Origin of the sequence: Clostridium lundense DSM 17049, assembly GCF_000619945.1 — a bacterium.
GTDB classification, from domain to species: Bacteria; Bacillota; Clostridia; order Clostridiales; family Clostridiaceae; genus Clostridium_AO; species Clostridium_AO lundense.
In genome coordinates, this window is record NZ_JHVC01000006.1 from 112,126 (window position 1) to 124,653 (window position 12,528).

The 12,528-nt window shown below is 28.5% G+C and carries 11 protein-coding genes and 1 other annotated feature; of the genes, 4 read left to right on the forward strand and 7 right to left on the reverse strand.

Going from position 1 to position 12,528, the window contains the following annotated elements:
* Window positions 1-24: 24 nt before the first annotated feature.
* Window positions 25-783 (reverse strand): hypothetical protein, encoded by a 759-nt coding sequence (locus tag T514_RS0107970; protein WP_027624301.1) that lies wholly within the window; start codon window positions 781-783, stop codon window positions 25-27.
* Between the two features lie 244 nt (window positions 784-1,027).
* Between T514_RS0107970 and T514_RS24155 the strand changes: the two genes are divergently transcribed.
* Complete coding sequence (locus T514_RS24155; RefSeq protein WP_034868547.1) at window positions 1,028-1,549, forward strand: hypothetical protein; 522 nt, start codon at window positions 1,028-1,030, stop codon at window positions 1,547-1,549.
* 111 nt (window positions 1,550-1,660) lie between these two features.
* Here the strand turns inward: T514_RS24155 and pdxR are convergent, their stop codons facing one another.
* Both pdxR and T514_RS0107985 read right to left on the reverse strand, forming a co-directional pair.
* The gene (gene pdxR / locus T514_RS0107980) at window positions 1,661-3,124 is read right to left on the reverse strand and encodes a MocR-like pyridoxine biosynthesis transcription factor PdxR (RefSeq protein WP_027624302.1); all 1,464 of its coding nucleotides are present in this window, start codon (window positions 3,122-3,124) and stop codon (window positions 1,661-1,663) included.
* Window positions 3,125-3,134: 10 nt separating this feature from the next.
* Window positions 3,135-4,040, reverse strand: coding sequence for a D-alanine--D-alanine ligase (locus T514_RS0107985; RefSeq protein WP_027624303.1), 906 nt, complete (start codon window positions 4,038-4,040; stop codon window positions 3,135-3,137).
* A 176-nt stretch (window positions 4,041-4,216) separates the two neighbouring features.
* Between T514_RS0107985 and T514_RS0107990 the strand changes: the two genes are divergently transcribed.
* The 3 genes from T514_RS0107990 to T514_RS0108000 all read left to right on the forward strand — a co-directional run bounded on the left by T514_RS0107990 (window position 4,217) and on the right by T514_RS0108000 (window position 6,884).
* On the forward strand, window positions 4,217-4,873 hold the full coding sequence (locus tag T514_RS0107990) for an ABC transporter ATP-binding protein (RefSeq protein WP_027624304.1): 657 nt from the start codon (window positions 4,217-4,219) through the stop codon (window positions 4,871-4,873).
* The gene (locus T514_RS0107995) at window positions 4,870-5,631 is read left to right on the forward strand and encodes an ABC transporter permease (protein ID WP_027624305.1); all 762 of its coding nucleotides are present in this window, start codon (window positions 4,870-4,872) and stop codon (window positions 5,629-5,631) included. The genes T514_RS0107990 and T514_RS0107995 overlap by 4 nt, the downstream gene beginning before the upstream one ends.
* 107 nt (window positions 5,632-5,738) lie before the next feature.
* The gene (locus T514_RS0108000) at window positions 5,739-6,884 is read left to right on the forward strand and encodes a 4Fe-4S binding protein (protein WP_084284421.1); all 1,146 of its coding nucleotides are present in this window, start codon (window positions 5,739-5,741) and stop codon (window positions 6,882-6,884) included.
* A gap of 161 nt (window positions 6,885-7,045) precedes the next feature.
* Here T514_RS0108000 and brnQ read toward each other — a convergent pair whose 3' ends face one another.
* From brnQ to T514_RS0108020, 4 genes are all read right to left on the reverse strand, one after another.
* Window positions 7,046-8,350: a branched-chain amino acid transport system II carrier protein gene (gene brnQ / locus T514_RS0108005; RefSeq protein ID WP_027624307.1), complete on the reverse strand. Its 1,305-nt coding sequence runs from the start codon at window positions 8,348-8,350 to the stop codon at window positions 7,046-7,048.
* Between the two features lie 102 nt (window positions 8,351-8,452).
* Window positions 8,453-8,720: a binding site (T-box leader), on the reverse strand.
* Between the two features lie 21 nt (window positions 8,721-8,741).
* On the reverse strand, window positions 8,742-11,126 hold the full coding sequence (locus T514_RS0108010; RefSeq protein WP_479723127.1) for an ATP-dependent DNA helicase: 2,385 nt from the start codon (window positions 11,124-11,126) through the stop codon (window positions 8,742-8,744).
* Between the two features lie 76 nt (window positions 11,127-11,202).
* On the reverse strand, window positions 11,203-11,493 hold the full coding sequence (locus tag T514_RS0108015) for a hypothetical protein (protein WP_027624309.1): 291 nt from the start codon (window positions 11,491-11,493) through the stop codon (window positions 11,203-11,205).
* Between the two features lie 91 nt (window positions 11,494-11,584).
* Window positions 11,585-12,493 (reverse strand): hypothetical protein, encoded by a 909-nt coding sequence (locus tag T514_RS0108020; RefSeq protein ID WP_084284425.1) that lies wholly within the window; start codon window positions 12,491-12,493, stop codon window positions 11,585-11,587.
* Window positions 12,494-12,528 lie beyond the last annotated feature (35 nt).

Genomic DNA, 12,528 nt, shown 5'->3' on the forward strand with positions numbered 1-12,528 from the left:
CTTTTCATGCTTTTTATTATTTAGTTAAAATTGTCTATAGCTAAAATCCATTACAGATGTTTTCTCTCCACTTCCTTTTATTAGTATAGTATTATTGAATTCTACAAGTCCTTTCCCCTCACAATACACTTTTATTTCCTTATAAGTGTTTTTTGGATATCCTTGTACTCCTTTAATTACTGTTTCTGTTTTTACTAAATTTTTATTATCTTTATCTTTAGTAACATCTACAATTGTGTTTTTAGCAATATATTTATTTCCCTTAAATTCCACTTCATTTTCCCATGTGTTTCCCTTTATTATAGGCATTTTCAAAATAGTTCCTTTTTCGATAGCTGCATATTTCTTTTTCATATCACCATTTTTCTGAATTTCCTTAACAGAATCTGCATCAATAGTGTATTCCTTTTGAAAATGAAATTTATCTTTAGCTGGCCCTTCTCCATCAGATTCATTTTTTATTTCCCCATTAAACTGTAATATCAAAGATTCTTTAGTGCCAGTAATCTTATCTAATTTTATTACTTCTCCATACTCTAATGTACCATTATAATGAAATTCCCTCATTTCATTAGTAGAAAAATATGCTGATAGTTCTTTACTATATTCTTTTACATTTAATTGCCCTTTATCTTGTGCTTTTACTATATTATCTTGTGCTTTTACTATATTATCTCCCTTTAACATAGATGAATTTATATTGTTTTTTGAACATCCCATTAACGAGAAAGCTAATACCGATATAATAACAGAACTTAGTATTATTTTTAAATTTTCTTTCATTAACTTATCCCTCCATTAATTTATACTAATTTTTTATAAGTATCTTATGTTATATTCATAGTACTATATTCTCCTCATTTAAGAATTACATAGGATTTACAAATATATTACAAAGTTATTACAATATACTTTTCACAATTTCATCACAATTAACACAAAGTTTAATCATAAATATGTTTTATGATTATTACATAAGATAAAAGAAAGTTGCACTGCAACTTCTTAAAATTAGGAGGTATGTTTTATGAAAAAGAAAAATATTATTGCTGCTTTAGCACTTACATTATCAATAGGAATGGGAGCAACTGCATATGCTGCTACAACTACATCTCCAAATTCCAGCATATCAAATAAAGTAAATGCTACTTGTGAAAGATTAGGTATTGGAAGAATTACTGGTATGAGGGGGTACGATTCAGCAATCTCTATTTTAAAGGATAAACTTAAATTAACAGATTCTGATATAACAAAAGCTAGGGAATCAGGCAAAACTTTAAGAGATTTAGCTTTAGAAAAAGGAATGACTGAAGATCAATTTAAACAAGCAATGATAGATGCAAAAAACAAGTCTATAGATGAGGCTGTTAAAAATGGTACTTTAACTAAAGAAGAAAGCGATAAAATTAAAACTACTATTAAAAATAATATACAAAATTGTGATGGTACAGGTTGTGGAAATTCTATGAGAGGCCAAGGCCAAGGTCAAGGTCGTGGAAGAGGCATGAATGGTATGAGAGGTATGCAGCAGGGTAACTGTCTTAAGTAAACCACAAAACCGTGTGAAAAATTCACACGGTTTTTTTATATATTTCCACTATAATGCTTACTATCTTATACATTTTATCCTTATTAGTATCTAAAAAATCTAGTTGATTCATCATCTTTTCTGTGTACTCTGTACTTTGTTATCTAAAGAAGCTTCTTCACCTATTATTTTTATACCTTTTTCTATATCCTCTAGTGTAAGCCTAGAAAATCCTAATCTTAAAGAATCATCTCCTCCACCATCCGTATAAAATATATCTCCTGGTGTAAAAATAACTCCTCTTTTTACACATCTATTTAATAATTCTCTAGAATTTATATTCATTAACTTAATAAATAAATATAGCCCGCCGTCTCCTAAAATATATTTATGTGGTATATACTCCTCACAAAGTCTCTTTGCCAATTCATATTTTTCTCTATATATATTTCTGACCTTTTTAACATATTTTTCAAAGGAACCACTTTTCATATATTCATATAAAATTGCTTGATCTAAAAATGATGTATGGATATTTCTACTTCTCTTAACACTTTCTAAAGTATCTATAAGTTTTTCATCTCCAAATATCCATCCTATTCTCATGCCTGGAAAAAGTATTTTAGACAAACTCCCTATATAAACTACTGAATTTTCTTCTCCACTTATAGCAGCAATGGGAGCCATATGTGCGCCTAAATGTTGAAGTTCCTCATTAAATCCATCCTCAATTATAGGGACTTTGTATTTCTTCAAAGTATTATATAGCTGTTCCCTTTTCTGAAATGACATAACCATTCCTGTGGGATTATGATAAGAAGGAATAATATATGCTAATTTAACCTGGTTACTTTTAAGTTTTTCCTTTAAATCTTCTAAATCTATTCCATCTTCATTAATCCTTATTCCCACTATATCTAAGCGATGTAACTTCATTAATTTAATAGCTGTATTATGAGTAGGATTTTCACATAATATTTTATCCTCCTTAGATGTGAGAGAGGATAATAATATATCAAAACCTTCAGTAAAACCATTGGTTATTAGTATACTTTTCCCCTTAGTATTTACCCCTTTTTCCTTCATATAATTCATTAGAAATTCTATAAGATATTTATAACCTTTAGCATAGCCATAATTTAATATTTTTTCTCCTTCTAAAGTTATTCTATTTAAAAAAGCTCTTTTTAACTCTTCAACATCAAATAAACTTTCATCTGGTGCTATACTCTTAAAAGAAATCATGCCTTTCTTATATAATTGTTCATGTTTCATAATATCTAATTCTTCCGCAGTTTTAGCATAATTATTGATGTTATCTAACCATTCTATATTCCAATCACTATTTACATTTATATTTATTTTACAAACAAAAGTACCTTTCCCTTTTTCAGTATAAACTAATCCATTGTCTTCAAGAAGTTCGTAAACCTTCATTATAGTATTTCTACTAACATTAATCATAGAAGACATTTCCCTAGTAGAGGGTAACTTACTTCCTTGAGGAAGCATACCATTTTCTATTATTTCCTTTATATATTTATATATTTGAATATAGGCAGCCTTTCCATCTTTTAATTTTATATTGTGAAACAATTAATTCACCTCAATATTTGCTTGTATTTAAAGAAGACTCTATAATCTTATCTAAAAGCTCACTAAAGCTTAATCCAAATGCTTTTGCACTTTTAGGGAATAAACTGTTTTTAGTCATTCCTGGAAGAGTATTTATCTCTAAAACATATACTTCTCCATCTTTTATAATCATATCAATTCTTCCATAAACTCTCAACTTAAAACTTTCCCAGCACCTCTTACATATTTCCTCAACATTCTTTTGTAAAGGTTCTGGGAGTTCTATGGCATTTTCTTCTGCCCCATTATCATCATACTTTGAAGAATAGTTAAAAAATTCTTCTTTTGTCTTTATGGATAGTATAGGTAAAACCTCTCCATTAAGCATACAACAAGTTATTTCTTCGCCTTTTATATATTCCTCTATCATAACTTCTTCATCGTATTTTAAAGCTTCCTTTACCGCTTTATCTAATTCTTCTTTATGATTAACCAATGTTATGCCAATACTTGAACCACCATTATTAGGTTTGACCATAACAGGGTAACCCATATCCTCTATTTTAGCATAATTTATTTCTTCTTCTCTCCTTACCATAATCCATCTTGGTGTTTTTATATTTTCTGCAACAAACACTTTTTTACTTGTATCTTTATCCATACATAATGCACTACTTAATACACCACAACCTGAATATGGCACTCCTATACTTTCTAGAATTGCTTGAATCTGACCATCTTCTCCAAAACTGCCATGAAGCGCAATAAAAGCAAACTCTAAGCATTTTACTCTATCAATAAGTTCATATTTTGTATTTATAGGTATTGGTAAAATCTCATATTTATCTTTATCTAAACTTTCTATTATATACTTTCCTGTTAGGTAAGATACTTCTTTTTCGGTGGATATTCCACCCATTACAACTCCAATTTGCATATAAAAATCCTCCTTATATACATACTACCTCAGTTTTATTTTATTCATTAAGGGGGTATAATTAAAGTACCACTATGTATTTAATTTTATAACATAGTGGTAAACAATTTCAAAAAATTACTCCGCAACTCTTTTAGATAACCGAGTACAGAGTACAGGAAATGGGGTTGAAATTTATGTCACTATTACAGTTTTCTAACGTATCATTTTCTAAGGAAGGAAAAAACATATTAAAAAATTTAAATATCCACATAGAAACTGGAGATTACATATCCATTGTTGGACCTTCTGGCAGTGGGAAAAGTACTTTTTTAAAGCTATGTAATAATTTAATTAGCCCTAGTGAAGGAAATATTGTATTTAATAATAAAGTTTTATCTGAATATAATCCTATAGAGCTAAGAAAAAAAATTGCTTATTGTTTTCAAATGCCTTATTTATTTGGTGATACTGTAATGGATAATTTAATTTTTCCTTTTAAAATACGTAACAAAAAATTAGATATAAATAGAATAAAATATCTCTTCTCCTTATTTAGTATGGATGAGAAATTTATAGAAGAAAAGATATTAAATCTTTCTGGAGGAGAAAAACAAAGAATTGTCCTTATGAGAACATTAATGTTTAATCCAAAAATTCTTCTTCTTGATGAAGTTACTTCTGCATTAGATAGTGAAAATACCCTTATAGTTGAAAATATAATTAATAAATTAAATAATAATGAAACTACGATACTTTGGGTAACTCATAACAAAGAGCAGAGTACTAAATATGCAAATAAACTTTTAACTTTTGAAAATGGTGAAATTAAATCATTGGAGGTGCTAAGATGAGTGGAGGTGCTACTATAAATATTTTCTCACTTATAATTGCCTCTTCTTTGGTCCTTATTTCTTTGTTTTTTTCTTATTACCAAAAACTTAATTTAGAAAAAGAAACTATAATAGGAGTAATTCGTGCAATAATTCAACTTACAGTTGTTGGATATCTGCTTAATTTTGTTTTTGGATTGAAAAATCCTTTCTTTACAACCCTTTTACTTTTATTTATGACTATAAATGCTTCTTCTAATGCAGCTAAAAGAGGAAAAGGTATAAAGAATGGTTTTATTATATCCTTTATTGCTATATCTGTAGGAGAAATTATAACCTTATCTATACTTATTGCCGCAGGTACTATTAAATATGAAGCTTATCAGCTAGTTCCTGTTGGTGGAATGATTATAAGCAATGCAATGATTGCTATAGGACTTTGTTATAAACAACTTATAAGTAATTTTAAAAATAAAAGAGAAGAAGTAGAAACAAAGCTTGCTCTAGGTGCTGATATTCTTCCATCCTCCATTGAAATTATACAAGATGCAATAAAGACTGGAATGTTACCTACTATTGATTCTATGAAAACTTTAGGAATAGTAGCACTACCAGGTATGATGACAGGTTTAATTCTTGCAGGAACCTCTCCGTTACAGGCTATAAAATTTCAAATAATGGTTACGTTTATGATGTTATCTACTACCTCTATTGCTTCCTTTATAGCTTGCTATCTTGCTTATAAAGGATTTTTCAACGAAAGAAAACAACTACTATAATATTTTTCACAATTTCATCACAATTACCTCAAAGTTTAAACAAATAAATATTTTATTATTTAATCACAGTAAAAAATATTTATTAAAATAATTATTTGGAGGTATAAATGATGAAATTGAATAATAAGTGGAAATGGATAATATCAATATTCTTTTTAGGATTCTCTATTTTTGCAGGGAAAATGCATCAAATTAAAGGAGGTGGACCTGCCGGCAGCCCTTCCACTGATGCACTGTGTCCATTCGGTGGACTAGAAACCCTATATTCATTATTAACTAAAAATACTTATATAGAAAAGATAACCCCTTCTTCTTTAATTTTATTATTAGCAACTATATTACTTACTCTGGTTTTAGGAAGAGCCTTTTGTGGATATATTTGCCCTCTTGGTACCATTCAAAGCCTATTGAATAAACTAGCTAAAAAACTTCACATTAAACAAATTAAATTAAATTCAAAATTGGACCAAGCATTGAGATATGCTAAATATGTTGTTTTATTTGCAATATTATTTACAACTTATAAAGCTGGTTCTCTAATTCTTAGAGCCTATGATCCTTGGGCAGCATTCATGCACCTTGGCAGTGGAAGTGAAATATTTGAAGAGTTTTTAATAGGTATAATAGTTCTTATATTAATACTTGTTTCATCAATGTTTATAGAAAGAGCGTTTTGTAGATATTTCTGCCCTCTAGGTGCCACATTAGCTATATTTACACCATTTAGTGTCTTCAAAGTAAAAAGAAAATCATCTTCATGTGTTAGCTGTAAATCTTGTAGTAAGAATTGTCCTATGGGATTAGATGTACATTCCAAAACTACGCCTTCTAAAACTGAATGTATTTCTTGTGGAGAATGTATTTCATCATGCCATATAGAAAACACCTTAGAATTAAATGGAAAAAATTTAACTTTATCCCTAGCAAAAACTGCTGGAGTTATTATATTAATAGCTGCACTAGTTATTGGTTCCTCTGCAATTACAGGTAATTTTAAAACCTCTTTAACTAATTCTGAAGTTTTAAAAGAAAATAACTCTTTAAATGCTAATAATATAAAAGGATATATGACTATAGATGATATATGTAAAGAATTTAATGTAGATAAAACTACTGTTCTGCAAAAAGTAAAATTACCTCTAGATACTCCTACAAATATTCCTGCAAAAGATTTAAAAACAATTTTAGCTGACAAAGGCATAGATTTTGATGTTGATAGCATAAGAACTGCTGTAAAAGAACTTACTCAATAACCAAAGTGTAAATAATAAATTAAAAAGAATAAGTTTGGATAATTTTTCTTCATATTCATTACGAAAAATTTTAATTTAATATTTTCTGTAATGAATATGAAAGAAAATCTTCCTTATTTATTCTTTATTTTTTATCTTATCATTTGTTCTTAAAGCTCTCTCTAATTTTCTAAAGCTTTTTCTGAACAATTATCTTTTCCTTTAGTAATAATTAAAGAAATGATTAAAGCTATTGCTGTTGGTGTTAGCCAAGCAAATCCCATATTTGACAATGGAATAAATGCAATTATAGATTTTAATATAGCTGAGTTAATCCCCATAGATGGTAAGGTTTCAATTATACTAAATATCAAAGAAGTATATACAGTAACTTTAAATACAGAATCATTTCTAGACAATACCTTAAATAAAGTCATCCCTACAAGCGTAATAGATACCGGATATAATATACATAATACTGGAACAGATATTTTAACTATTTTATCCACTCCAAAATTTCCTATTATTATACTGACAACAGATATTACTATGGCATTTATCTTATAAGGTAATTTTCCATTACTTACATTTTCAAAAAAGCTTGATCCTGCTGTTATTAATCCAACTGATGTTGTAAAGCAAGCTAATCCCATTGCAATTCCTATAACTGCGCCTCCATATTGTCCTAATGTTCTACTTGATATTTCCAATAATAAAGCTGTTTTTGATATATCATTAGGAAGTGTATTACTAGTCTGCGCTCCTAAATACATTAATCCACCATATATTAACGCTAGTCCTAGTATTGCTACTAATCCTGATTTTATAGTTATTGATATAGCATCTTTTCCTTCATATCCTTTTTGAAGAACTGAAGATGTAATTACTGAAGCAAACATTAATCCTGCTAGAGCATCCATAGTTTGATATCCTTCTATAAGTGAGCTTGAGAATACAGATACAGCACCAGTATCTCCTATAGTTCCTATTGGAGATACTATTCCTTTAATTATTATTATAGAAAGAGTTATTAAAAGCGCAGGAGTTAAAAATTTTCCTATATTATCTATAACCTTTGAAGGTTTTAAAACAAAACATAAATTTAATACAAAATATAAAATCATAGAAACTAATGATGACATCCATGGAAATACTGGTTGTATGGTAATTTCATAAGTTGTTGCTGCTGTTCTTGGTATTGCAAGCATTGGACCTATAGCTAAAAAAATTGCTATAGAACATAGCACTGCAAAGCGTTTGCTTATTCTTCCTGCCATATCCTCAAAATTTCCATTGGTTTTAGTACAAGCTAATATTCCTAAAAACGGTAAACCTACTCCTGTTACTACAAATCCTAAAGTTGCTAAAAAGAATTGGCTTCCTGTTAATTTTCCTAAATAAGGAGGAAAAATTAAATTACCTGCTCCAAAAAACATAGCAAATAATGCAAGACCTATTACAAAAAAGTCCTTTGTAGTTTTTTTCATGAATAAAACACCCTTTCATTTATTAATTTTTGTCAAAAAGTCCCCGGGGAATATAAACAAATTATAAAATAAAAAAAGCCTTCCTTCCTCATAATAAACTATTATAAGGACGAAAGACTATATTTTCGCGGTACCACCTTACTTTTGGTTACATTGTAACCAAATCTTTTTTCAGGTCAATCTCTACAAACTATTACATTGGATGAACCCTAACCATGTATCGTTGGTATACGTCCTTATCTACTCGAAATCTTTCAATAAGGAAGCTCTAGAGCTAGTATTATATATTCACTTTAATACCAATTTTCAGCAAACATTGGCTCTCTGTAATTAAAGTATTGAATATTTTTCTCTCTGTCATTGCTTTTTAATTATTCTTAATATTAATTATTTATTGATTATTATATTCAAAATAACTAGACTTGTCAACATAAATTTCCCAAAATTCCTTTAACACTCTTTCCATCTGACAAGAATCCCTAATTATGATATTTTTCATCCATTCCTTAGGAAATAATCTTAGGTAACTCTTGCTTGTAAATCTATCATCTATAAGCAAAATAGCTCCTTTATCATTTTCTGATCGTATTACTCTCCCTGCTGCTTGAAGTACTTTGTTCATACCAGGATACATATAGGCATATTCATAGCCATTGTTATTCTTTTCATTAAAATAATTCATTATTATGTCTCTTTCAAAACATATCTGCGGGAGACCTACTCCTACTATAATAGCTCCTGAAAGTCTTTCTCCTTTAAGGTCAATTCCCTCTGAAAATATTCCTCCTAATACTGAAAATGCTAACAAAGTTTTTTCTCCATTTTCATCAAAATTATTTAAAAATTCCTCCCTTTCTTGTTCATTCATAGAAGAACCTTGAATAATTACTTTTATATTTTTGCATTGATCTTCAAATGCCTTCCATACCATATCCATATATTTATAAGATGGAAAAAACACTAAATAGTTTCCCTTTTTACTGCATATAAAAGCCTTTATATATTCTACTATTTTATAGATACTATTTTCTCTATTTCTATATCTAGTAGAAATATTAGAAGCTATCATAAGCGCCCTATTTTGGACTGAAAAAGGAGAGGGAAATCTCATAGAATAATCATCCTCTTCTCCTCCTAGTATATATTTAAAATACTTTATAGGAGTTAAGGTAGCAGAAAAAAACACTGCGGATTTTCCTCTTTTAATTCCTTCCCTCAATAATTCAGAAGGATCTAAACAAAATAATTTTATTATTGCATCTTTCCCTTGTTTTTGTACATAAGTTACATAGCTTTCACTGTAAAGCTCACTTATCCTTAAAAAAGCTAAAACATCAAAGTAAAGCTGCAATAATTCCTCATAGCCTTCTCCTTTTTCATTTCCCTTGAGCCATTCTTCACCTTCTTTAATAAAATTTCTTAAAAACGAATATATGTCTAAAGGCTCTTCCTTCTGCATATAAAAACCTTCTTCATTACAATTTTTACTCATATCTAACATATATGAATTTAATTTATTTAATATTTTATAAAGCTTTGGTGAAGAATCTTTTGTTAACTTTTTCCCTTGTAAAAAGTCTTCTTTTTTTAATTCTGCAGAAAACATATCTCTTCCTCTATCCACTAAATTATGGGATTCATCTATTAAAAATAAAAAATCCTCTTTTCCTGCATCAAAAAATCTTTTTAAATATACTCTAGGATCAAATACATAATTATAATCACAAATTACACAATCAGCCCAAAGGGTTAAATCTAAAGATAACTCAAATGGACATACTGTATACTCTTTAGCATAGTTTTCAATAACAGTTCTATTTATTAAATTTTCCTTTTTAAGTATTTCCATAATGCATTTATTTACCCTATCAAAATGCCCTTTTGCAAATTCACATTGATCACCATTACAATTTGCTTTATCTTTAAAACATACCTTATCCTTTGCAGTAATTGTTACAACTTTCATTTGTAGTCCATTATTCTCCATTTTATTAAAAGCTTCCACAGCTACAGAAGAAGTTATAGTTTTAGCAGTTAAATAAAATATTTTTGATATTAACCCCTCTCCCATAGCCTTTATTCCAGGAAAAATAGTGGATATAGTCTTTCCTATACCTGTTGGAGCTTGTAAAAATATATTTTTATTTTGAGAAATAGTTCTATAAACTGCTACTGCTAATTCTCTTTGTCCTGGTCTATAATTACTAAATGGAAAGTTTAAACTCTTTATACTTTTATCTCTTTTTTCTACCCACTTTCTAGTATAATCTGCCCAAATAAAATATTTTTCTATTAGTGAATAAAAAAAATCCTCCAGCTCCGTTAGAGAATATTGTTTTAATATGTATTTAATTTTGCCAGTATCAACCTGACAATAAGTTAATTGCACTTCTATATTATCTATAAAGTTTTCCTTAGCATATATATATGCATAACATTTGGCCTGCGCAAAATGAAGAGGATTATAATCTTCATCAATTTCATCTAAGTCCTTAGTAGTACTTTTTATTTCGTCTATTATTACTATATCCTCTTCTTTTATTATTCCATCGGCTCGCCCTTCTACTGTAATAAACATCCCTTTATATTCAATAGTTCTTTTTAACGATACTTCAGGTAGGTAATTATCCCCTTTATTTCTTTGTATCTTTTGATGAATTCTAGTTCCATCTACCGCTCTACCACTACCTATAAAAGTGGAACTCAAGTCTCCAGATCTCAATATAAATTCCACTAAATTTCTTACAGATATTCTAATTTCATTATTCATAAACATCAGCCTTTAATAATATTTTTTAATCTTTAAATTAATAATACACTTTTAGGACTGAACTTTTCAACTATATTTATATTTATAAAGCATTTTCACTTTTTAAAAACTTAATATTCTTACTTATTTGGGTTACATTTACTAATAAAGCTATTATACAAGCTATAATTAAAATAATACCTAGCTCATGAAGAGATAAAATACTTCTTCTATAATGAAAAATAAATGTTATAACTAAAATATTAAATATACTTTTTAGTATTCTAAAATAATGCTTTCTAATATCATCCTGAAAGTATTTAACTCTTACATCACATTCTAAGAATACCATTATGAATAATGAAATTAATAGAAATGATAAAAAATTAGCCATAAAAAAATCCTCCTTAAATATTTACTATAATTACATTATAAAGGAGGATTCTTACTACATTCTTATCTAAATCTTAACATTTACTTAAATTTTAATAGGTTATTTCCCTACTCACTATTTTATCTATTTCTTCTTCATTACATCCTGGAAAAGAAACATTCTTAACTAATTCCCATCTTTCAATATGAGTTAGCACTTCATTAGGATGAAGGGTTGTTAAAGGTGATAGGGTTTCCATTTCAGTCATAAATTCATTAGTATAGGTTTCATAAGATACTCCGAAATCAGGATATTGTTCTATTTTATTATGTTTAAATTTTTTAATAAACATATTATTATGATTAAAATAAGCCGCCCACCCATCTTCATTTGGTATACCTAATTTAAATGCTTCTTTTATATCTTTGTCTTGTTTTAAAATTATATACTTATCTCCAAAGTAAACACGAGAATCATTCATTTTAGAATAAGGCCATAATGCTAATACTCTATTAGGAAGCAATCCAGTATTCCTCTTAGGCTGAGCAATTACCTCTACTCCCCCTGGTGCCATAACTGTAAGAGCCCATGCTGCTAGTTGGATATCCCATGCATTTTTATTAGTTAATCTATGAATTATTTTAACATTACTTCCACTATCACCTAAAATTATTTCAACTTCTTTTTTTATTTGGGTCCAAGGCTCTACTTCACTTTCCAATACAACTCCATTGCCACTTTTTGTCCATTTTACTTCTTTATTATCTGGTATATATGTTCTAGGATTTTCCTCTGGACTATGCCATAATCTATGTCCCCCCAGTAAATACCACTGTTCACCAAAAACATTCATGGTAGTAGGATTATCTTCACAAAATTCATTTTCTCCTCCTATAAAACTATATCTTATTATTCTAGGTCCCATATCCAATGTAATATAAAGCTCTACCTCTTCGTTAGATATTCTTAAGCAATTTCCGAAACCTTTGTAATTAATCTCTTCTAACTTTACATTCATCATAAAAACATCCCCTTCTTAATTTTCCTTTTAATTTT

What these genes read in the sequence shown, in the direction of transcription:
- T514_RS0107995 (WP_027624305.1), top strand. Translation starts at nt 4,870, where the DNA reads ATGAGTGGAGGTGCTACTATAAATATTTTCTCACTTATAATTGCCTCT.
- T514_RS0108000 (WP_084284421.1), top strand. Translation starts at nt 5,739, where the DNA reads ATGATGAAATTGAATAATAAGTGGAAATGGATAATATCAATATTCTTT.
- brnQ (WP_027624307.1), bottom strand. Translation starts at nt 8,350, where the DNA reads ATGAAAAAAACTACAAAGGACTTTTTTGTAATAGGTCTTGCATTATTT.
- T514_RS0108015 (WP_027624309.1), bottom strand. Translation starts at nt 11,493, where the DNA reads ATGGCTAATTTTTTATCATTTCTATTAATTTCATTATTCATAATGGTA.
- T514_RS24155 (WP_034868547.1), top strand. Translation starts at nt 1,028, where the DNA reads ATGAAAAAGAAAAATATTATTGCTGCTTTAGCACTTACATTATCAATA.
- T514_RS0107985 (WP_027624303.1), bottom strand. Translation starts at nt 4,040, where the DNA reads ATGCAAATTGGAGTTGTAATGGGTGGAATATCCACCGAAAAAGAAGTA.
- T514_RS0108010 (WP_479723127.1), bottom strand. Translation starts at nt 11,126, where the DNA reads ATGTTTATGAATAATGAAATTAGAATATCTGTAAGAAATTTAGTGGAA.
- T514_RS0107990 (WP_027624304.1), top strand. Translation starts at nt 4,217, where the DNA reads ATGTCACTATTACAGTTTTCTAACGTATCATTTTCTAAGGAAGGAAAA.
- T514_RS0107970 (WP_027624301.1), bottom strand. Translation starts at nt 783, where the DNA reads ATGAAAGAAAATTTAAAAATAATACTAAGTTCTGTTATTATATCGGTA.
- T514_RS0108020 (WP_084284425.1), bottom strand. Translation starts at nt 12,493, where the DNA reads ATGATGAATGTAAAGTTAGAAGAGATTAATTACAAAGGTTTCGGAAAT.